The sequence below is a fragment of the Oceanobacillus sp. CAU 1775 genome (assembly GCF_054482815.1).
On the sequence record NZ_JBTLRO010000001.1, the window covers coordinates 422934 to 442954 of the forward strand.

22 protein-coding genes are annotated in these 20021 nt (G+C 39.2%); 16 read left to right on the forward strand and 6 right to left on the reverse strand.

From position 1 onward, the window contains the following. Window positions 1-333 carry a DNA-directed RNA polymerase subunit beta gene (locus ACXYMZ_RS02015; protein ID WP_458946680.1) on the forward strand — a complete coding sequence of 111 codons (333 nt, stop codon included), beginning with the start codon at window positions 1-3 and terminating at the stop codon, window positions 331-333. A gap of 70 nt (window positions 334-403) precedes the next feature. Here ACXYMZ_RS02015 and ACXYMZ_RS02020 read toward each other — a convergent pair whose 3' ends face one another. Further along, a complete protein-coding gene (locus tag ACXYMZ_RS02020; RefSeq protein ID WP_458946681.1) occupies window positions 404-550 on the reverse strand; it encodes a lmo0937 family membrane protein in 147 nt (48 codons plus the stop codon). Between the two features lie 234 nt (window positions 551-784). Here ACXYMZ_RS02020 and fabZ point away from each other — a divergent pair, with 234 nt between their 5' ends. Then, on the forward strand, window positions 785-1204 hold the full coding sequence (fabZ, locus tag ACXYMZ_RS02025) for a 3-hydroxyacyl-ACP dehydratase FabZ (protein ID WP_458946682.1): 420 nt from the start codon (window positions 785-787) through the stop codon (window positions 1202-1204). 180 nt (window positions 1205-1384) lie between these two features. Next, window positions 1385-1567: a hypothetical protein gene (locus ACXYMZ_RS02030; protein ID WP_458946683.1), complete on the forward strand. Its 183-nt coding sequence runs from the start codon at window positions 1385-1387 to the stop codon at window positions 1565-1567. Window positions 1568-1652: 85 nt separating this feature from the next. Here the strand turns inward: ACXYMZ_RS02030 and ACXYMZ_RS02035 are convergent, their stop codons facing one another. From ACXYMZ_RS02035 to ACXYMZ_RS02045, 3 genes are all read right to left on the reverse strand, one after another. Then, the gene (locus ACXYMZ_RS02035; protein ID WP_458946684.1) at window positions 1653-2093 is read right to left on the reverse strand and encodes a threonine/serine exporter family protein; all 441 of its coding nucleotides are present in this window, start codon (window positions 2091-2093) and stop codon (window positions 1653-1655) included. A gap of 97 nt (window positions 2094-2190) precedes the next feature. Further along, the gene (locus tag ACXYMZ_RS02040) at window positions 2191-2916 is read right to left on the reverse strand and encodes a threonine/serine exporter family protein (protein WP_458946685.1); all 726 of its coding nucleotides are present in this window, start codon (window positions 2914-2916) and stop codon (window positions 2191-2193) included. A gap of 39 nt (window positions 2917-2955) precedes the next feature. Next, a complete protein-coding gene (locus tag ACXYMZ_RS02045; RefSeq protein WP_458946686.1) occupies window positions 2956-3360 on the reverse strand; it encodes a hypothetical protein in 405 nt (134 codons plus the stop codon). Between the two features lie 200 nt (window positions 3361-3560). Between ACXYMZ_RS02045 and ACXYMZ_RS02050 the strand changes: the two genes are divergently transcribed. From ACXYMZ_RS02050 to nagB, 7 genes are all read left to right on the forward strand, one after another. Further along, the gene (locus ACXYMZ_RS02050; protein WP_458946687.1) at window positions 3561-4643 is read left to right on the forward strand and encodes a glycosyltransferase family 4 protein; all 1083 of its coding nucleotides are present in this window, start codon (window positions 3561-3563) and stop codon (window positions 4641-4643) included. A 240-nt stretch (window positions 4644-4883) separates the two neighbouring features. Continuing rightward, window positions 4884-8684: a S8 family serine peptidase gene (locus tag ACXYMZ_RS02055; RefSeq protein ID WP_458946688.1), complete on the forward strand. Its 3801-nt coding sequence runs from the start codon at window positions 4884-4886 to the stop codon at window positions 8682-8684. A gap of 366 nt (window positions 8685-9050) precedes the next feature. Further along, on the forward strand, window positions 9051-9788 hold the full coding sequence (locus tag ACXYMZ_RS02060; RefSeq protein WP_458946689.1) for a glycerophosphodiester phosphodiesterase: 738 nt from the start codon (window positions 9051-9053) through the stop codon (window positions 9786-9788). 218 nt (window positions 9789-10006) lie between these two features. After that, window positions 10007-10231, forward strand: a complete 225-nt coding sequence (locus ACXYMZ_RS02065; protein WP_458946690.1) for a DUF1659 domain-containing protein — start codon at window positions 10007-10009, stop codon at window positions 10229-10231. A 49-nt stretch (window positions 10232-10280) separates the two neighbouring features. After that, the gene (locus ACXYMZ_RS02070) at window positions 10281-10496 is read left to right on the forward strand and encodes a DUF2922 domain-containing protein (protein ID WP_458946691.1); all 216 of its coding nucleotides are present in this window, start codon (window positions 10281-10283) and stop codon (window positions 10494-10496) included. Window positions 10497-10559: 63 nt separating this feature from the next. Further along, window positions 10560-10694 carry a YvrJ family protein gene (locus ACXYMZ_RS02075; RefSeq protein ID WP_458946692.1) on the forward strand — a complete coding sequence of 45 codons (135 nt, stop codon included), beginning with the start codon at window positions 10560-10562 and terminating at the stop codon, window positions 10692-10694. Window positions 10695-10890: 196 nt separating this feature from the next. Next, complete coding sequence (gene nagB / locus ACXYMZ_RS02080; RefSeq protein WP_458946693.1) at window positions 10891-11616, forward strand: glucosamine-6-phosphate deaminase; 726 nt, start codon at window positions 10891-10893, stop codon at window positions 11614-11616. A 23-nt stretch (window positions 11617-11639) separates the two neighbouring features. On the opposite strand, the gene ACXYMZ_RS02085 is transcribed toward nagB, so the two are convergent. Next, window positions 11640-12035, reverse strand: a complete 396-nt coding sequence (locus ACXYMZ_RS02085) for a hypothetical protein (RefSeq protein ID WP_458946694.1) — start codon at window positions 12033-12035, stop codon at window positions 11640-11642. 24 nt (window positions 12036-12059) lie between these two features. Here ACXYMZ_RS02085 and ACXYMZ_RS02090 point away from each other — a divergent pair, with 24 nt between their 5' ends. Beyond that, entirely contained in the window at window positions 12060-13058 is a 999-nt protein-coding gene (locus ACXYMZ_RS02090; RefSeq protein ID WP_458946695.1) for a nuclease-related domain-containing protein, read from the forward strand. 268 nt (window positions 13059-13326) lie between these two features. Here ACXYMZ_RS02090 and ACXYMZ_RS02095 read toward each other — a convergent pair whose 3' ends face one another. Beyond that, complete coding sequence (locus ACXYMZ_RS02095) at window positions 13327-14445, reverse strand: C40 family peptidase (protein WP_458946696.1); 1119 nt, start codon at window positions 14443-14445, stop codon at window positions 13327-13329. A gap of 375 nt (window positions 14446-14820) precedes the next feature. Here ACXYMZ_RS02095 and ACXYMZ_RS02100 point away from each other — a divergent pair, with 375 nt between their 5' ends. The 5 genes from ACXYMZ_RS02100 (at window position 14821) to ACXYMZ_RS02120 (ending at window position 20007) form a co-directional block, all read left to right on the forward strand. After that, entirely contained in the window at window positions 14821-15585 is a 765-nt protein-coding gene (locus ACXYMZ_RS02100; protein WP_458946697.1) for a YveK family protein, read from the forward strand. After that, window positions 15560-16261: a CpsD/CapB family tyrosine-protein kinase gene (locus ACXYMZ_RS02105; protein WP_458946698.1), complete on the forward strand. Its 702-nt coding sequence runs from the start codon at window positions 15560-15562 to the stop codon at window positions 16259-16261. Before ACXYMZ_RS02100 ends, ACXYMZ_RS02105 begins: the two co-directional genes overlap by 26 nt. Window positions 16262-16504: 243 nt before the next feature. Then, on the forward strand, window positions 16505-17269 hold the full coding sequence (locus tag ACXYMZ_RS02110; protein WP_458946699.1) for a tyrosine-protein phosphatase: 765 nt from the start codon (window positions 16505-16507) through the stop codon (window positions 17267-17269). A 99-nt stretch (window positions 17270-17368) separates the two neighbouring features. After that, window positions 17369-18043, forward strand: coding sequence for a LuxR C-terminal-related transcriptional regulator (locus ACXYMZ_RS02115; protein ID WP_458946700.1), 675 nt, complete (start codon window positions 17369-17371; stop codon window positions 18041-18043). 134 nt (window positions 18044-18177) lie between these two features. After that, entirely contained in the window at window positions 18178-20007 is a 1830-nt protein-coding gene (locus tag ACXYMZ_RS02120; protein WP_458946701.1) for a polysaccharide biosynthesis protein, read from the forward strand. Window positions 20008-20021 lie beyond the last annotated feature (14 nt).

A 20021-nucleotide genomic window follows, 5' to 3' on the forward strand; every position in this document is an offset into this window, starting at 1 on the left:
ATGGCAACAAAACAGATTGAAGAAAAGCAAACGGAAAAGGCTTTGAATGATAAAGAAACAAAAAAAGCCTACCAACGTTCTGCTAAAAATGAATCCAAAAAACAAGTTAAAGCCGAGGAAGAAACTCGTACTGAAACAACTTCGAGTAAACCAGTGCGTGTCCGTATTTTTCCTCTATGGCTTCGAATTATAGTCGTTGCACTTATTACCTTCGCAGCCCTTATTGGTGGATTGATGATAGGTTATGGTGTTATTGGTGACGGCGCTCCCCTAGACGCTTTAAAAGTTGAAACATGGCAACATCTAATTGATATTGTAATAAGTGAAAACTAATAAAAAAACAAGCACCCTATAATAGGAAATGCTTGTTTTTTTCATCATTATAATTTTTAGTTTAGATAGGCTAGGCCCCTCTACGCCCTGTTACTAATTGGAAAATGAATACAATTAATGCAATCACAAGAAGAATGTGTACAAGTCCACCTGCGACTTCAAATGTAAAGCCAAGAAGCCATAAAATTAACAGGATTACAATTATCGTCCAAAGCATGCTGTTTTCCTCCTTTGTTCTTTGACTATAGAATCTTTGTAGCTTTGTATAATGAGTATTACCTTATTTTCACCCAAACCAAACCTTTCATACAAAAAAACTTAACTCACAGGCTATAAAAGTTTGATATAATACATAGAAACACTGCAACATGGGGACGGTTCTCATGTTGCATTAAGAAGTGAAACATGAGAACCGTCCCCATGTTGCAGCTAATAAAGGAGAATATTATAAATGAACATTGAAGAGATAAAAGAAATTATTCCACATCGTTATCCATTTTTATTAGTAGATAAGATTATTGAGGTAGAGGAAGCGAAGCGAGCGGTAGGGATTAAGAATGTGACGATTAATGAGCCATTCTTCCAAGGGCATTTCCCTGACTATCCTGTGATGCCAGGTGTACTTATTGTTGAAGCAATGGCACAGGTTGGTGCTATCGCTGTTTTAAATATGGAACAAAACAAAGGAAAAATTGGTTTCCTTGCTGGACTTGATAAATGTCGATTCAAACGCCAAGTGAAACCAGGTGATCAGCTTCGCCTTGAAGTGGAAATTACCCGCATGAAAGGACCAATCGGCAAAGGCAAAGGCAGAGCAACAGTAGACGGCGAACTAGCCTGTGAAGCCGAAATCACATTCGCTATTCAATAAGATGAAACATGGGGACGGTTCTCGCGTTGCAGTCAAAGTGCAACACGAGAACCGTCCCCATGTTGCAATTGATGTCGCAACCCACACTTCAAAAATTTCCCATCCGCTATTTGTATGCCCTTTCTAAAGTTGGTTAAACTAACTGCGAGTGATTCCAATGGAAAAGGAGGCATGCAAATCATGAAAAACAAATGGCTTCTCCGCTTCGGTGCGTCCGTTCTGGCTATAACGCTGTTAACAGGTTGTGGAACGAATAATGACCCCGCCGACGAACCTTTAAACGAAGAATTTGATAACGGCGGAGATATGATGGATGGCGGCGACGGAAATGGCAATGGCGGCAATACTAACGGTGGCAACTAAGCCCCACTTTTGATACATGAAAAATGCAGAACGTAATGAAAAAAGCGTTCTGCTTTTTAATTAGTAAGCAAAACGCATCTCAAAATCACTTATTTTTTGCAATGATCTTTTGGTTGATTTGTTTGATGACCTCTGAAAACATTAACCCAATTGCAATTCCTCCAGCAATTAACATCACTTGCGCGGAGAGTTCGACAGCTAATGTATAATCTTTTTCCACAAAAGCACGCATGGCATTGTAAGCCATCCCCCCTGGAACAAGCGGAATAATTCCCGAGACATTAAAAATAATAATTGGCGTTTTATATACTTTTGAACAAATATAACTCAAGACCGAAACAAGAATAGCTGCGAATATCGTCGCTGCAATAATGTCCATGCCGTTCTGGGTTAAAAAGTAAAATAAAATCCATCCGAGCATCCCGACAGAACCACACTGGATCAGCGCTTTTTTCGGAGCCCCAAACAACACACCAAAACCACTAGCAGCAATAAAACTCGTCACAAGCTGAGCCACAATTTCCATCCGAATGCCCCTTTCATGAGTGCAACATGGGGACGGTTCTCCCGTTTCATTGAGAGTGCAACACGAGAACCGTCCCCATGTTTCACCACCACGCCATCTAAAATATTGTAAATGTGAGTGCGACGCCTGCGCCGATTGCGAAGGCGGTTAGTGTTGCTTCGATCCCTTTGGACATGCCGGAGAAGTAGTGCCCGGCCATGAGGTCTCGTATGGCATTTGTGATTGGTAGCCCTGGAACGAGTGGCATCACGGATCCGATGATGACTTTATCCAACTCATCGCCAACTCCAATAGCTACAAGCAAAAAGGCGACTATCCCAATACAGAACGCTCCGATAAATTCAGCCAAAAATCGAATTTCTAATAAATCATCCATCCAAAGCATCACAGCGAAACCAAGACCGCCGACAAAACAAGCTGCCATAAAATCCATCCACGATCCTTGAAACATGATCGAAAAACAACCACTCGCAAGTGCTGCAGCCAAAACCTGTACCCAAGACGGATAAATCGCTTTTTGCTTTTCAACTGCTTGCAACGCCTGATAAGCTTCAGCTAAATTCAATTCGCCAGCAACAATTTCCCTTGAAACTCTGTTAACTTCATCTATTTTATGTAAATCTGTCGGTCGCTTTTGAATCCGTATGAAATTATTCACTTCCATCATACCGGCCGAAAAGCTAATCCCTGTAGGTGTTGCATGGCTCTGCGCATGCTCCAAACCGAACGCCTTAGCAATCCGATTCATCGTATCCTCCACCCGGTGCGTTTCAGCCCCACTTACAAGCAATATTTTCCCTGCAATCATGCAGACTCTCTCCACAGTTGCCTTCTCTTGCACCGTGCCACCACCCATCTCTATTTAAGCCAGTGTTAAAAATAAAAAGACAATCGACAAAATCGGAACAGCCAGTGACATTGCGATTGCAATAAACGAAAACTGTGTGACAGCTTCTTTACTTTCTTCAGGAACACCAACAGAACGTTGCATAAAAATGAAGAAAATAGAGAAAACCATAATTAAGCCAATAAACACAGCTGGCAAAATAATATCATTCATCGTATAAATTGGCTCAATCGTTACCAACGCCAGAATCAAAAACACAATTGGAATGGCCTCTGAAGCTGCAACACCGATAAAAAACTTTTGCTGAATCTTTGGTGCATCTTCTGGATTTTCTTTTAATTTTTCCACATTCGTTTTATAGAAAAACAACACACCCAATACTGCCATCGCAGCAGCAACTACATAAAGTAATAATCCCATGTTATCCCCCCTTACCAGCACTATCATACCAGAATTGGTAAGGGAGGGAAAATATATTATAATAGAAAGAAAGCGAAATTCATTCAATCAGTAACACAAACCCTCTGAATTACGACAAAAGTTGCTAGAAGGGTATATAATTCGCTATAATTTAAACGATACAGCTTTACATTTGTTTAATATATGATTAGGAGAATTTTATGTTTAATCCCGTCGATTTAGTAATCGCATTTTTAATAGCTCTAATCTCATCATTTCTGTTAACCTACCCAGTGAAGCGCTTCGCATTTCTCATTGGTGCTGTTGACTTTCCAAATTATCGAAAAATCCATACAGAAGTTACCCCAAGAATCGGTGGACTTGCGATTTTCCTTGGCGCACTACTTGGTGGTTTATATTTAGCCCCACAACATGAGCATCTGCCGGAAATCTTTTTCGGTGCACTCATTATTATCATCACAGGGGTTCTAGATGACCGTTTCGAAATCAAGCCAATTGTGAAATTGACCGGTCAGCTCGTTGCTGCATCTTTCTTAGTTTCATCAGGTTTGATTATTGAACGTATTACCTTGCCATTTATCGGCATGATCGATCTTGGTTTCTTTAGTGTTCTCGTCACCGTCCTTTGGGTTGTCGGTATTACAAATGCAATCAACCTTATCGATGGACTCGATGGACTTGCGACAGGTGTCACGACAATTGCCCTTATTAGTATGTTTATCATGGCTATTATTGATGCCGAATTAATCGCAGCTTTCTTAAGTATCGTTTTAATCGGTGCAAATCTTGGATTCCTTTATCACAACTTTTATCCCGCCAAAATATACATGGGAGACACAGGCTCAAACTTCCTCGGCTATATGATTGCCGTTGTTTCCATGCTTGGGCTTTTTAAAAACATCGCGTTCTTTAGTTTCGTCGTTCCAATTATCGTCCTTGCATTACCAATCTTTGATACGATTGTCTCGATTGTGAGACGAGCATATAACAAAGAAAGTATTATGGCTGCAGACAATAAACATTTGCATTATCAACTCATTGGAGCGGGTTATAGTCACCGAAAAACTGTATTGATTTTCTATCTATTTAGTGGTGTATTTGGCGGTTTAGCGATTTTATTTTCAACAGTTAGTGCAAAATTTTCGATTGTCGTAACAATCTTCGTCTTGTTGTTCTTGCATATTCTTGCAGAGCTTGCAGGTCTTGTAATGGGTGGGAAACGCCCAGTTGTTAATCGATTAAGAAATCTTAAATGGAAACTCTCTAAACAAAAAGAAAAATAAAGAATAAGCTTTTTCAAAGGTGACACCTCTCCCTTGAAGAAGCTTATTTTTTATGCACCCAAACTAAATGCCTATAATTCTGAAAATAATGAACTATCCTACTATGTCTTTCTGCTCTAGTACATGCTTTCCTATATATGTAAAATTTAGATATCTGAATTTTTGAAAGGATGTGAAATGAAGTTTCATGCGCCAAAAGCATCACAACTCATTATTATTTATTAAATTAGGGGGAGAAGCATGGGCAGAAGAATAACATTTATTTTCTTAGCATTTTTACTCGTATTCAGTAACTTCACAGTCGCAAGTGCGATGCCAACAAAGCAATTACCACAGCAAGCATTGGACAAGCAATCACTTAAAGCAGATGAAGTCCAAGAGACAATTGATCCTGAAAAGGAAGTCAGAGTCATCGTTGAAGTTGAGGACCAAGCTCCTATAGAATACGCAACTCAACGTGGAGTGAAATATAATGACCTTAGACAATCTGAAAAACTGAGCCTAGAAAGGTCAGCAAAAGCAAAACAGAAATCGGTTAAAACAAACATAGAAAAGCAAAGAATTAAAACAAAAGAGCTTCAAGAATTTACAGCAGTTATCAATGGATTCAGTATCGAAGTAAAACATGCTGATATTGAAAAAATTGAGAAACTGCCAGACGTAAAAGCAGTACATCTTGTAAATGAATATGAGCGACCAGACGCTACACCTGACATGGTTTATAGTAAAGACCTAGTTGAGGCACAGCAAGCTTGGCGCGATTATGGTTTTAAAGGGGAAGGTATGGTTGTCGGAGTGATTGACTCAGGTGTTGATCCGTCACATCGCGACATGGTGCTTTCAGACAATGAAACTGGGAAACTAACAGAGCAATTTGTGAACGATACGATTGCAAAAGAAGACCTTCCAGGAAAATATCACACGGAAAAAGTTCCTTATGGATACAACTATATGGATGAAAATCAAGAAATCCGTGAAATCCATGCAGGTGCAAACTACCATGGCATGCACGTTGCTGGAACAGTTGGCGCAAATGGGGACGAGGAAAACGGTGGTATCCTAGGAATTGCACCAGAAGCGCAAATTCTTGCATTGAAGGTATTCGGTAACGACCCGAATATGCAATCTACTTTTGGTGATATTTATATTAAAGCAATTGACGATTCTATTAAACTAGGTGCAGACGTACTAAATATGAGCTTAGGTTCTGGAGCAGGATTTGTAAATGAGGACTCTCCAGAGCAACAAGCAGTAACTCGTGCGGTTGATAACGGCGTGCTTATGTCGATTTCAGCAGGGAACTCATCCTACTTTGGTGATGATTTCTTCTACCCGTATGCAACAAATCCAGATTACGGGGTAGCAGGTTCACCAGGGGTTGCTTATGACTCGCTCCAAGTTGCATCTTTTGAAAATTCCTTCATGGATGTTGCAGGGGTAACCTACACCATTGACGGTGAGTCAGGTGTTGCAGCGTTCCTATCTGTAAGTAATATACATCCACATGACGTGGAGCAAAAGGAATTCGAAGTTGTCAATGCAGGCCTTGGACAACCTGAAGACTTTGAAGATATTGATGTCGAAGGAAAATATGCCCTTGTTCAGCGCGGAGCAATTGCTTTTACGGATAAAGCATTCAACGCACAGGATAATGGAGCGGCAGGTATTTTTATTTACAATAACGAAGATGGCATTGTAAATATGGCATCAGATCCGGGAATCAAAATTCCACAGCTATTCATGCTGAAAAGTGACGGAGATCGCTTAGCTGCAGCATTAAATGCAGGACAAGCAGTTACCATTAACTTTGAAGGTGAAACGACTACAATTGATAACCCTGATGCAGGAAAAATGAGTGACTTCTCTTCATGGGGACTAACTCCAAACCTTGATTTCAAACCAGAAATTACTGCGCCAGGTGGACAAATTTTATCAACATTAAATGATAATCAATACGGTCTAATGAGTGGAACTTCCATGGCAGCACCACATATTGCAGGTGGGGGAGCACTTATTCTTGAACGTGTGGATAGTGAATTTGGCTATAAAGGAGCAAATCGTGTTAATTTAGCAGAAAATCTCTTATTAAACACAGCAAAAGTCGTTGATTTTGACGGAGCACCTGTCTCTCCTCGTCGTCAAGGCGCAGGTATGATGCAGCTACACTCCGCATTATCTACACCAGTTGTCGTGACGGAATCTTCGACAAATGAAGGGAAAGTCGCGTTAAAAGAAGTGACGTCAAACACAGTTACTTTCGAATTAACAGCAGAAAACTTCTCTGACGAAGTGATTACGTACGAAGCTAGTGCGAGCGTTCAAACCGATACACCAGTTAATGGTGGGGGCGTTCTAGTTACAGCTCCGAATATGTTCGGTGCCTATGACCTTGGCGACCTTGCGACAATTAACGGTGGCGAAACAGCAATTACAGTACCAGCAAATGGAAAAACATCATTTGAAGTAACAATTGATGTTAGCTCAGTTGACGCATCAATTAGCAGTATTTTTGAAAATGGTTACTGGTTAGAAGGGTTCGTTACATTATCAGATCCAACTGACATGAATCCAGACCTGTCCGTTCCATATGTTGGCTTCAAAGGCGAATGGGATGCAGCACCAATTTTCGATACACCAATGTGGGATCCATTGTCATTTTACGGCATGACAGGTATAGCGACAAATCTTGGTGACGATAGTTACGGCTTCCTTGGCGAAGACCTAGCAACTGGCGCATTCAATCCAGAAAATATTGCCTTTTCACCGAATGGGGATGGCAATCAAGATAATGCCTTACTCGTAGTATCGCTAATGAGAAACGTGAAAGATGCAAGCTTCCGCGTTCTTGATCAAGACGGCGAAGTTGTACGCACGATTCGTAATGAATCATTTTTACGCAAAAATTACTATGACCGTGGCCGCGCTGCTTACTACACATTATCTAGCGCACGTGCATGGGACGGAAAAATTGCTGGCAGACTTGCAGAAGAAGGACAATACTACCTGCAAGCACAAGCTACAATTGACTTCCCAGGAGCAAAAGCACAAGACATAACGATTCCAGTTATGCTTGATGTGACAGCACCTGAAGTAAGCGCGAAAATTAACCAAGATAATAATCTTTTAACAGTTGACCTAAACGACGGAGACGGTAGTGGCGTTTCCTACTGGGATGTATTAGTCGATGGTGAATCTGTCTTAGAAATGCCATATGTAAATGGCGAAACAGAGCATGCACTTCCAGAAGGATTTGACGCTGAAGAGCAAACAGTAACAGTTGTTGCAGTGGATTACGCTGGTAACGCTGGTGAAGGCGAAGCAGAACTTCAACCAAAAGATACAACAGCGCCAGACCTACGTGTGGAAACACCTGGAGCACTTGCGGTATCAACCACAAAAGACGTTGAAATCACTGGATACGTATCAGATAAAGAATCTGGTGTGAAAGAAGTAACGGTTGATGGCAATCCAGTGGAACTTGTATATGACGAAGCAAACGAGCGTTACAACTTCACATACACACTAACACATGAAGAAGACGGCTATTACCTAACAAGATTTAAAGCAGTCGATAACGCAGGTAACGAAGCCGAATTCAGCCGCAGATATTTTGTAGACTCGACAGCAGCAAGTGTCACAATCACTGCTGAAGAAGAAACTACTGAAGATGTAACAACAGTGAAGGCCCATATCCAAGATAGATTCGATCAAATCGACGTGTACATTAACGGCGATCACGTGTACTTCAACAGTCTATCAACACCTTATGGCAGCAAGAGCTTTGACGAAGAACTCGAATTCGATCTAGCACTTGATATGGGAGAAAACGTCTTCGAATTCAAAATAGTCGACCTAAGCGGCCAAGAAACAGTTGAGTATATTACGATTGAAAAAGTTGAAGCTGAGGAAGAAGAGCCAGAAGAACCGGTTGACCCTGAGGAACCTGAAAAGCCAGGCAAACCAAGTGTTAAAGATATCGTTAAAAAAGTAATCGGTAAAGTGATTGGTATAATTGGTAAGATCTGGTCTTTCTTTGGATAATGATAGAATAGAACAGTGGACAGGACGCGGTTGGGCGTCCTGTCTTTTCCTTTTTGGTAAATTGAGTACCTTTAACCTCAATCCACGCACTTCCATGTCTAATTCACGCACTCTACACCTGAATCCACGCACTTCCATGTCTAATTCACGCACTCTACATCTGAATCCACGCACTTCCATGTTTAATCCACGCACTTTACACCTAAATCTACGCACCTCCATGTCTAATTTGCGCATTCTATTCCCAAAGTCATCAACCGCATAAACCTAACAAATCCTTAACACATTCTTCACTCCTATTTAACACAAACTTCACATCCTTCAACTATAATAAAGATAGAAACAATTTGTTGAGAGGAGAAAAAGATGAAGATTCGTGGAATTGCTGAACGTGGATATGCTGCGCAGTTTCCTGAGAATACATTGTCTTCTTTTCGCGCTGCCACCGAGCAGAATTTTACCCATATCAAGCTGGAAGTCCATCTGACAAAGGATCAGATCCCCGTTGTTATCCATGATTTCACACTGGATAAAACTACGAATGGCACTGGTGAGGTAGCAGACTATACCTATAAGGAACTTCAACGCTTTTCTATCAATCATGATGAGCGAATCCCTACATTAGAAGAGGTTCTTCTATTTACTAAAGGAAAAGTCATCACAGGGATTGAAATCAAGCAACTCGGCTTTTACCAAGGGCTTGAGGAAAAAGTCTTCCAAATCATTGAAAAGCTAGATTGTCATGACGATGTCTTTATACTTTCACGTAATCATCATTCCCTGGCAAGAATACGAATGCTTTCAAAGAATCTTAAACTTGGCCTGATTTCAAATGAAATAACCGCATCTGATATCCATCTTTTAAAAGAATTGAATGCCACGCATTATATGGTGAAATTCAATTTTCATATGATGGATAACCCTGAAATGCAACAATTAGAAAAAATGAACATCCAAATCATAACTTTCACGATAAATACAATTGAGAAAATGAATTTTCTGCGAATGTATCCCAATATATTGATTGCAACAAAAGAGCTAGAAAAGTTTAAAGCAATCCTTTATCCAGCAACAATTACTAATTGGCAGAAAGTAGGGATATAGATGAAGAAAAAACTTATCTACTTTCTGTTTCCAATATTTTGTATAACCGCCATAATTAAATGGCGTAAACCCGATAAATTTGTGAAAATAGCATAGTCCGTTACCCCCTAACTTCCAGCCTGTTTCCCCGAACAGGCTGGAGGTATTTTAATTTCTTCAAAAATTCCCCCCTCCCAGATACTTCATTCGATTATAAGGGTGGAAGGGAGGTGAGAAACATGGCAACTTCAACAATCACACAATCCACGTTGCAGCTTGTTTTCCAGAATGGACTTGATCCGTTATCTGGAGAGCCGGTATTCCAGACGAAGAGTTTTAACAACGTAAAATCTCAAGCAACGCCTGCGCAATTATATAATATTGCGATTGCATTCGAAGGCTTGCAAGAACGCCCGCTTGAATCTGTTGGTCGAAGAGATACTTCAGACATCCGCCCAGCATAACACCGTACAGTACAGCTAACAGAAATTCCGAAAAGAAAGGAGGATTCCCATGAAAAAATTAGAAATGCGATTTGAAAACCAAGAAGGCCGAGTAGTAACTTACAGCCTTGATTACCCACTTGAAGATCTTGATGCTACATCAGTAAACGCAGTAATGGATCAAGTAATTGAAGAGAATGTCTTCACTTCATCTGGTGGTGACCTAGTCGGAAAACGAAGCGCAAGAGTAGTAGAACAAATTGTAGAAGAAATCGAAATCCTATAATCCAAAGAAGACCAGTGGCAAAGGCTGCTGGTCTTCTTTTTCAAAAAATAAGGAGGTTATCTTATGGAAGTATGGTATGCGTTTATCGCAGAAGTCGGGTTTCCCATCGGTGTCACGTTTTATTTGTTATACCGAATCGAAGGCAAACTCAACCTGCTAATCGATTCCATCCAACAGTTACCCGACAAATTAAACTGAAAGCGTGAGAATGAGAAAAATAAAAAAGTTGGTTAATCGAAGGCCCCTTCTGGGTATGAAAGTAGAAGGGGCTTTCTTCCTATAGAAAATAATTCCCAAATTATACATTTTCGCTTATAATAAAGAAACTCAATGTATTAATCTTAAGTACATAAAGCATTTTAGAGAGAAGTCTACCCTTAATGGAGGTACTACAATGAAATTTATAAAAGTGAAAGACTATGAACAATTAAGTCAGAAAGCATATGAAATTTTATCCGATCGAATTAAAGATTTAGCGCAACCACGAATTGGTCTGGCGACAGGCTCGACACCTGAAGGCCTTTATCAACTAATAATAGACGAATGTAAAAAAGGAAATATGGATTTATCTAGTGCATTAACTTTTAATCTTGATGAATATATCGGACTCGACGACGAGCATCCAAGCAGCTATCATTATTTTATGAATGATAAATTATTTAATCATATTGAAATCCCAGCTGAAAATATATTCCTGCCAAGTGGCGTTGCTGAAGACGTACAAGTTGAATGCGAAGACTATGAAGCAACGATAAAAAAAGCTGGTCAAATTGATCTTCAGCTTTTAGGTATTGGCGGCAATGGCCATATTGGTTTCAATGAGCCTGGGACATCTTTCGAAAGCAGAACCCATGTTGTTGATCTAGATGAATCTACCATCCAAGCAAATGCAAGATTTTTTGATTCGATTGAAGAAGTGCCTACAAAAGCAATCACGATGGGAATTGGGACTATCCTTGATAGCAAAGAAATTCTCATGATTATTTCAGGTGAAAGCAAGCAGGAAGCGGTTACGCAACTATTAAGTGGTGTCATTACAGAAGATGTACCAGCCACAGCGTTACACAAGCATCCAAATGCGACTGTCATTATTGATGAAGCAGCATGGGGAGATAATTAAAAAAATCCCTCTAACACATTTTGTTAGAGGGTACCTATTTTCTTCACAGCAATTACCTTAGAATAATTCCGCACAATCAAATCTTCCACCTGATCCTCGCGCAACAATCCAAGCTCAATCGCCGCTTGAATTTTTACTTTATCAGGCACCTGCACGGTCTCGATTAAATCTTCCATCTGCAAATCTCTTAATCTCTCAACAGTCTGCTTTTCATCGAAACGCTCCGACCTACGAATCTGCCTTTGCAACCGATACCCGTCTATCTCAAGCTCACCCTTCAGATTTACACCAACCGTCTCATCAAAATAAGCATTAAATTGCTCTTTCAACTCATTCAATTCCTGATCAATCTCTTTTTTAAGACGATTCAAATCATCAAACCGTGCAAGCATGTCCTGCCGAATCTGAACATTATCCATCGCATTTCCCCCTTGCCTCATTCTATGAAATCAGAAGAAGAAATATACTATATCAAAGAAAGGAAATCAAAAATGATAATTAAATATCGCAAAAAGCCTCTCTTACTAGAGAAATACGAAATACTAGTGTCGCGCTTATCCCAGCATTCCCCTCATCACAGTCAAGTCGCCTTTGACGCAACAAACTGTCTGAAAGGCTATGAAGGTGAACTCGCCGTCGATTACTATCTTAAGCTCCTCCCGGCAGCCGACTACACCATCCTTCAAGATCTCACCCTCAAAGTAAACCATCAGACCTTCCAAATGGACAACCTGATCCTCACACGAAACGCAATCTACATTGTAGAGGTAAAAAACTTCCTAAGCAGCGTCAGCTATCATACTGCATCAGATACATTTGTTTTAAATAATGGTCACCGAACATTTGGTACAGCCAACCCTATTAATCAAGCAAAAATTCAAAAAGAGCGACTACGCATGTGGCTAAGTATAAATAATGAACCAGACCTTCCAATTCACTGTTTCGCTGTTATCAGTGATTCTCAGACAGTCCTCACTATTGTTGGCGAGCCGACAGAAAACTCTCTGCTCCTCTCTCATGGTGAACACATCCCATGGAAAATAATGGAGTTGGAAAAACGCTATAAGGAAACTCATAACTTCCCACATCAAATAATCGGCTACAAACTCAAGAACGCTGCAACCGATTTTAATAAAGATATTCTAAAAGAGTACTCTATCCACCCAAATGAGATAATGCCAGGAATACGTTGTGTAGGATGTAACACGCTTGGTATGCAAAGAAAAGGCTGGACGTGGAAATGTAAGAGGTGTCATGTCGAAGATAAACTCGCAGCCGAAAAGACAATTAATGAATACCTACTACTAATAAAACCTTGGATAACCAACAAAGAATGCCAAAACTTTCTTGTCATCACCTCCCGCAACACTTGCCTAGGATTACTTCGGAAAATGCCTAACCTCGAATTCAATAAAGAGCGCTATAGATGGGAAAGAAAATAAAACAGAGGAGCGATTGCCCCTCTATTTTCCCGTAGTTTGATTGGAGTAAAATCCTCAAACTCAAATCCACGCACCCCCATCCCGAATTGCCGCACCTCCACCCCCAATCCACGCACCCTCACCCCAAATTGACGCATCTCCACCCCCAATCCACGCACCCTCACCCCAAATTGACGCACCTCTATCCCCAATCCACGCACATCCCCCTCCTCCGCACCGCCAAACAAAAAAAGCCCCTCTCTCCCAAGAAGGACTTTCACTAATCACTTTAATAAAATCTCTTAAAACTATCAAAATGCTTCGACCAATAAGAACTATCCAAACTTGCAACTGTAACACCTGTTGATGAGCCAGCATGAATAAATTTATTATCGCCAATATAAATCCCCATATGCGAGATGCCAGCCTTATATGTTCCTGCGAAGAATACAAGGTCACCCACTTGTGGTTGATTTACGTAATACGAACGATCAAAATAGCCTGCGCTTGATGTACGACTAATGTCCATACCTGCGTTCTTATATGCATAATAGATAAATCCACTACAGTCAAATCCGCTTGGCGTAGCGCCTGCCCATACATATGGTACACCTAATTGACTGTTCGCAACATTTAATAGGTTATCAATATTATAGCTTACATCTACTTTAGGTGGCGCTGCAGGTTTAGAACTCCCGCCTGAACTACTAGAACCTTCACCGATATTTAACTTTTGTCCAATTAAGATCAAGTCAGATTTTAAATTGTTCCAACGCTTCAAGTTGGCAACTGTTACTTTATGCTGGGAAGCGATGCGAGAAAGTGTGTCTCCTGATTTTACGGTATAGACACTTGAGCTTCCAGTTTGCTGGCTACTAGACGGCGCCCCAGAAGAGCTATTATTAGATGAACTATTAGAATTTCCAGTCGATCCACTACTAGACTCCTTCCCGGGCTCACTTACTACAAAAACATTCCCTGGAAAAATTAATGTCGTATCAAGGTTATTCCATTTCATCAAATTCTGTAGGGATATATTATGGCGCGATGCAATACCACTTAAAGTATCTCCTGCTTTTACAGTGTATGTATTTGATCCCGTTGATGAATTCGAAGTATTTCCTGCAGAGCTATTAGAACTAGGCTTTTCAACTTTATTCGACCCACTTGAGTTAGATCCTGCAGTGTTACTTGTTTCAATAATTTGATTCGGATAAATTATGTCAGATGTTAGGTTGTTTACTGCTTTTAGAGTGGATACGCTTGTGCCATACTTCTGGGCAATTGACCAAAGTGAATCACCAGATTGGACCTTATGCGTTGCGGCTTCGACTTCTTCTGCCGCGAAGATTGCTGATGCGATAGCTGCTGTGGCTGTTACGGACATGAACATTTTCTTTTTTGACAATGCTAAATCCCCCTTCTTAGTTGTTAATTACTATAAAACTATTAAATCTACTTAGTGTATTTTCTGCAAAATATGTAAACTTAATAACTCATATTATACCAATTATTTCATATGTAAAAAGAAAATTAACGAATTTGTAATGTTTTTGTAATATAACTTTGAATTATAGGTTTAAATGATACATTTCAACTTGCAAGTCAGTTTAAAAAAATTAATTTCTCATTAAAATTGAAAAAACTATTAAATACCCTCTATCATATCAACTTATTTATGATATAATCATTCAATGTAAAAGGGTAAACCGAAATAATTATTGCAATATAAACAAATTAATCATAAAACCACAAATTAACAACGATACTTGGAGGTACAGTCATGGAAGAAACAATTTCCTTGAAGGAAATATTTAATGTTATCAAAAAGCGATTTTTACTTATAGCTTCAATAACGCTTGTCGCTGCCATAATCGCAGCAGTCATTAGTTACTTTGTTTTAACGCCAACCTATCAATCTAGTTCTCAGTTTATCGTAAACCAAAGTCAAACCGATCAAACGGTACCTTATAACGTAAATGATATCCGAGCAAACGTTGAAATCATTAATACATATAATGTTATTATTACGAGTCCTGCAATTCTAGGTGTCGTAATTGAAGAACTAAATCTACCATATTCAGTTGCAGGACTTAGTTCAAATATCAGTGTCTCAAACGCACAGAATTCTCAAGTTGTGACTGTTACTGCAACGGATGAAAATCCAGCACTCGCAGTTGATATCGCGAATACAACGGTAGCTGTCTTCCAAGACCGTATTCAAGAATTTATGAATGTTGATAACGTAAATGTATTAACAGAAGCTCAACTAAGTTCGAACCCAACGCCTGTAGCACCGAACCCATTGCTCAATATCGCAATTGCACTTGTATTAGGAGTAATGCTTGGTGTTGGTCTAGCCTTCTTACTAGAATATCTAGACAATACAATTACAACAGAAGATGACATTGACAAACATTTAGGCTTAACTGTTCTTGGTGTTATTTCTATGATGGATGCTGATGATGTTCAACCAAGCCAAGCTTCCTTCCGAAATAATAAAGGAAAGCGAGGTGGATATAATGTCACGCAAAAGAAATCGGTTTAAAGCGGCAAGTAATATTCGCCACTTAATAACAATGATTAATCCAAAATCACCAATTTCAGAACAATACCGCACAATTCGTACAAATATCCAGTTTTCATCGATTGATAAAGATTTAAGAACAATCCTCGTCACATCATCAGGACCTGAAGAAGGGAAATCAACAGTAACAGCAAACCTTGCAGTTGCTTATGCACAGCAAGGGAAGCGGGTCTTACTTATTGATGCTGACTTACGTAAACCAACCGTGCATTACACCTTTCGATTGAACAACCTAACAGGATTAAGTAATGTTCTCGTAGGCGAAAATGTTCTAGAAGAAGCGGTTAATACGACGGATATGGAAACGCTAGATGTATTAACATGTGGCCCAATTCCACCTAACCCATCTGAATTACTAGCTTCAAGACGAATGGAAAAGCTTTTGAAAGAAGCGTTACTAGCCTATGATATGGTTATTTTTGACACACCACCAGTGCTAGCAGTAACAGATGCTCAGATTCTAGCTAATATTGTGGATGGTAGCGTCCTCGTCGTTCGTAGTGAAAAGACTGAAATTGAAGCTGCACAGCGAGCGAAGGAAGCATTAGAACCAGCAAAAGCGAAGTTACTGGGTACAGTGCTAAATGGTAGGGAAAAATCAGCATCAAATTATTATTACTATTATGGAACAAAATAAAACTTACAGCCCAAAGAGAGTAAACATAACTGATATATTTTTCAGTAATGATAGTTACTCCAACAGGGCTGTATTTTTGTGGGATAAAATTACCAAATATAATTAATAAAAGTAACAACTTAAGTATTACTAAAAAATAACGGTCGATTTATGTAAAAAAATTGAAGGTTATGGTATAATTATAAAAATCAGAAAAGTGTTTAAAAAATCAGTTTATTAACATAGAGAAGGGAGTGGCTCTTAATGATCGATATTCATTCTCATATTCTACCAGGTATTGATGATGGGGCGAAAACACAACAAGATAGTTTAGACATGGCAAGAGCCGCATTTGAGGAAGGAATTACGACGATTGTAGCAACACCACATCATAGGAATGGTCAATTCGATAATGAAGGAGAAGCCGTCTTAAAGTGGGTTGAGTTGCTTCAAGCATTCTTCAAAGATGAAGGCATTCCACTGAAAGTTCTTCCAGGTCAAGAAACGCGGATACATGGAGAGATGATTGAAGAGTTAGAGGAGAATATTATTCTACCAATTAACCATTCGAAATATGTTTTTGTCGAGTTACCAACAGCGCATGTACCAAGGTACACAAGTCAAATGTTATTCGATATTCAGGTAGCAGGCTATATTCCAATTATTGTTCATCCCGAACGCAACCAAGAACTTATCGAACACCCCTCACGTCTCTATGACTTCGTAAAAAAGGGTGCACTAACACAAGTTACTGCAGGCAGTCTTGTTGGTAACTTTGGAAAAAGTATTCAGAAATTCAGTCAGCAACTAATCGAAGCAAATCTTACACACTTTATTGCGTCTGATGCACATAATACTTCATCCCGAGGTTTCTTCATGGATCAGGCCTTTGAACATATAAAAAAGGAATATGGTAGCGATTTATACTATATGCTACTAGAAAATAGCGAACTATTAATTGCCAATCAAAATATTAACCAAATGGAACCTGAACATATTAAGCGAAAGAAATTCTTAGGGCTCTTTTAAAAATAAATAAGCAGTACTGGTTAATTCTTCCTTTGCAATGCTTCGCTCACTTAGAGACAAAACCAACATACTGCTAATACATAATAAAGAGGTGTTAGCATGGTTCAAGTAATGATTGTAGATGAACAAACCTTATTCCGTGAAGGTCTGCAAGTAATTCTTGAAGCGAGTGAAGAATATAGTGTGCTTGGATCCTTTGATACAGGGAGACAAGCATATCAATTCTTAAAGGAAAGTACCGTACAGCCAGATCTCTTATTAATTAATTTAGAATTAGAAAATACTGATGTGATTAAAACAATAAATCTCATCAAAAGGAAATTTCCTAAGACTCGTATCCTGACTTTGGTGTCGGAAATGAATGAACATTTTATTATTGAAAGTATTCTCGCAGGAACAAATGGAATCTTAATGAAGCAGGAATTTACAGATCGACTCATACAGTCTATTGAAAATGTAATCATGGGAGATACTGTTTTATCAGGGCCAGTCGCTGAAGTGCTTGTGCGAAGAATTAAGCAACTATCTTTGGGACAGAAAGATATTTTCCTCTCCCGTCTTTTCTATCACGGTTATAGTCTTACGAATCGAGAACTCGATATTGCTTATCTATTGAAAAAAGGTTACACAAATAGTGAGATAGCTTCGGTATTAAACTTGAGTGAAGGTACAGTGAAGAACTATATCAGTGAAATTTATAACAAACTTAATATTCGCTCTCGTAAACGTGTGATAGACTTGTTTCAAAGAATGATGAAAGAACTCGATATTTGACTTTCAAGTTTAAAAAGTCACTTAAAATATGACTTTTTTTATAGTATGATAGAGTTTGTCAAATAAATGGAAAAGATATGGATACATACTAATCAAACATGAAGGAATTAACCTCATGAGAAAGGAGTAGCTTCATGACTTATCGAAAGAGATTAGCACTTCTTATACTGCTAGATTCAGTTATCGTGATAACTGCAATTTTTATCGCAGCGTGGATTGTCTATCCTGCCTATGATAACATCCTAACTTCTACAGCAATCATCACTAGTGCAGTCGCTCTATTAATCTTCCATCATATTTATGCCGCAGTATTCAAACTTTATAATAAAGTGTGGTCTTACGCTAGCGTCGGAGAATTGGCAGCTATTGTGAAGGCAGTCACGCTTTCCATTCTTAGCGCGGGGGTCGTTATGCTTTTACTTAACGACTTTACAATCCTCAGACGCGCATTAGTAGTTGCATGGTTATTACATATTATCTTTATAGGTGGCTCTCGTTTTATGTGGAGAATTTACAGAGACCGCTATATCAATAATAAAGCTTCTTCGCAAAAACGCACTCTAGTCGTAGGTGCTGGAGCAGCTGGAGCGATGATCGTTCGTCAACTTCGCAATGAGCATAATATTGATCTCCAGCCCGTTGCTTTTGTTGATGATGATTTAAGTAAACAACGAATGGAGTTGTATAGCTTACCAGTTGTAGGAACTGTAGCTAATATTCCAGAAGTTGTAGAAAAATACAACATTGATCATATTGTCATTGCGATCCCATCACTTAAGAATGGCCAACTAAAGAAAATAGTCGAATCTTGCAGTGGTACATCAGCACAGGTGCAAATGATTCCAAAAATCGAAGACCTGATGACAGGAAAAGTTTCTGTTAGTAGTTTGAAAAATGTCGAAGTAGAGGATTTACTAGGTCGAGAACCAGTAAAACTGGATATTGATGCTATTTCTGAATATGTGACTGGGAACACGGTGATGGTAACTGGAGCAGGTGGGTCGATTGGCTCTGAAATCTGTCGTCAGTTGATGCGCTTCACTCCGAAAAAAATTCTCCTTGTTGGGCATGGGGAATATAGTATTTACAATATTGATATGGAATTAAGAAAAACGTTTGGAGAAACAGAAACAGAAATTATTCCGATTATCGGTGATGTAAAAGATCGTAAAAGAATCTTTGAGATTGTTGAAACTTATATGCCTGCGATTATTTATCATGCTGCAGCACATAAGCATGTGCCATTGATGGAGTATAACCCACATGAAGCAGTGAAAAATAATGTTATCGGGACAAGAAACGTTGCAGAAGCTGCTGATAAGTTTTTTGTGAATACTTTCGTTCTTGTTTCAACAGATAAAGCTGTAAATCCAACGAATGTCATGGGAGCAACAAAACGAGTTGCTGAAATGGTTGTGCAGAACTTGGCGAAAAATAGCCAAACAAAATTTGTAGCTGTAAGATTTGGGAATGTATTAGGAAGCCGTGGAAGTGTTATCCCATTGTTTAAAAAGCAGATTGCAAAAGGTGGGCCTATTACAATTACACATCCTGATATAACTAGATACTTCATGACGATTCCAGAAGCTTCAAGACTTGTAATCCAAGCTGGAACGCTTGCTCAAGGTGGAGAGATTTTTGTGCTGGATATGGGTGAGCCTGTGAAAATCGTTGATTTAGCCAAAAACCTAATTAAGTTGTCGGGCTATGCTGAGGACGAAATTCGAATTGAATATTCAGGTTTACGTCCTGGTGAGAAGATGTTTGAGGAATTATTGGGAGAGGATGAGATTCTCCCTGGGGAAGTTTATGAGAAGATTTATGTTGGAAGAACAGTTGAAGTTCATCCGAGTATGATTGAGAATTTAATTGAAGGTTTTAGAGAATATGACAATATTGAATTGAAGGATGCTTTAATGGGCATTGTTTACCTTGAGAGGGAGCAGTTGGCTGAAAAGGCTTGATTCGGTTAGTAAAT

What these genes read in the sequence shown, in the direction of transcription:
- ACXYMZ_RS02015 (WP_458946680.1), top strand. Translation starts at nt 1, where the DNA reads ATGGCAACAAAACAGATTGAAGAAAAGCAAACGGAAAAGGCTTTGAAT.
- ACXYMZ_RS02020 (WP_458946681.1), bottom strand. Translation starts at nt 550, where the DNA reads ATGCTTTGGACGATAATTGTAATCCTGTTAATTTTATGGCTTCTTGGC.
- fabZ (WP_458946682.1), top strand. Translation starts at nt 785, where the DNA reads ATGAACATTGAAGAGATAAAAGAAATTATTCCACATCGTTATCCATTT.
- ACXYMZ_RS02030 (WP_458946683.1), top strand. Translation starts at nt 1,385, where the DNA reads ATGAAAAACAAATGGCTTCTCCGCTTCGGTGCGTCCGTTCTGGCTATA.
- ACXYMZ_RS02035 (WP_458946684.1), bottom strand. Translation starts at nt 2,093, where the DNA reads ATGGAAATTGTGGCTCAGCTTGTGACGAGTTTTATTGCTGCTAGTGGT.
- ACXYMZ_RS02045 (WP_458946686.1), bottom strand. Translation starts at nt 3,360, where the DNA reads ATGGGATTATTACTTTATGTAGTTGCTGCTGCGATGGCAGTATTGGGT.
- ACXYMZ_RS02050 (WP_458946687.1), top strand. Translation starts at nt 3,561, where the DNA reads ATGTTTAATCCCGTCGATTTAGTAATCGCATTTTTAATAGCTCTAATC.
- ACXYMZ_RS02055 (WP_458946688.1), top strand. Translation starts at nt 4,884, where the DNA reads ATGGGCAGAAGAATAACATTTATTTTCTTAGCATTTTTACTCGTATTC.
- ACXYMZ_RS02060 (WP_458946689.1), top strand. Translation starts at nt 9,051, where the DNA reads ATGAAGATTCGTGGAATTGCTGAACGTGGATATGCTGCGCAGTTTCCT.
- ACXYMZ_RS02065 (WP_458946690.1), top strand. Translation starts at nt 10,007, where the DNA reads ATGGCAACTTCAACAATCACACAATCCACGTTGCAGCTTGTTTTCCAG.
- ACXYMZ_RS02070 (WP_458946691.1), top strand. Translation starts at nt 10,281, where the DNA reads ATGAAAAAATTAGAAATGCGATTTGAAAACCAAGAAGGCCGAGTAGTA.
- ACXYMZ_RS02075 (WP_458946692.1), top strand. Translation starts at nt 10,560, where the DNA reads ATGGAAGTATGGTATGCGTTTATCGCAGAAGTCGGGTTTCCCATCGGT.
- nagB (WP_458946693.1), top strand. Translation starts at nt 10,891, where the DNA reads ATGAAATTTATAAAAGTGAAAGACTATGAACAATTAAGTCAGAAAGCA.
- ACXYMZ_RS02085 (WP_458946694.1), bottom strand. Translation starts at nt 12,035, where the DNA reads ATGGATAATGTTCAGATTCGGCAGGACATGCTTGCACGGTTTGATGAT.
- ACXYMZ_RS02090 (WP_458946695.1), top strand. Translation starts at nt 12,060, where the DNA reads ATGAAATCAGAAGAAGAAATATACTATATCAAAGAAAGGAAATCAAAA.
- ACXYMZ_RS02100 (WP_458946697.1), top strand. Translation starts at nt 14,821, where the DNA reads ATGGAAGAAACAATTTCCTTGAAGGAAATATTTAATGTTATCAAAAAG.
- ACXYMZ_RS02105 (WP_458946698.1), top strand. Translation starts at nt 15,560, where the DNA reads ATGTCACGCAAAAGAAATCGGTTTAAAGCGGCAAGTAATATTCGCCAC.
- ACXYMZ_RS02110 (WP_458946699.1), top strand. Translation starts at nt 16,505, where the DNA reads ATGATCGATATTCATTCTCATATTCTACCAGGTATTGATGATGGGGCG.
- ACXYMZ_RS02115 (WP_458946700.1), top strand. Translation starts at nt 17,369, where the DNA reads ATGGTTCAAGTAATGATTGTAGATGAACAAACCTTATTCCGTGAAGGT.
- ACXYMZ_RS02120 (WP_458946701.1), top strand. Translation starts at nt 18,178, where the DNA reads ATGACTTATCGAAAGAGATTAGCACTTCTTATACTGCTAGATTCAGTT.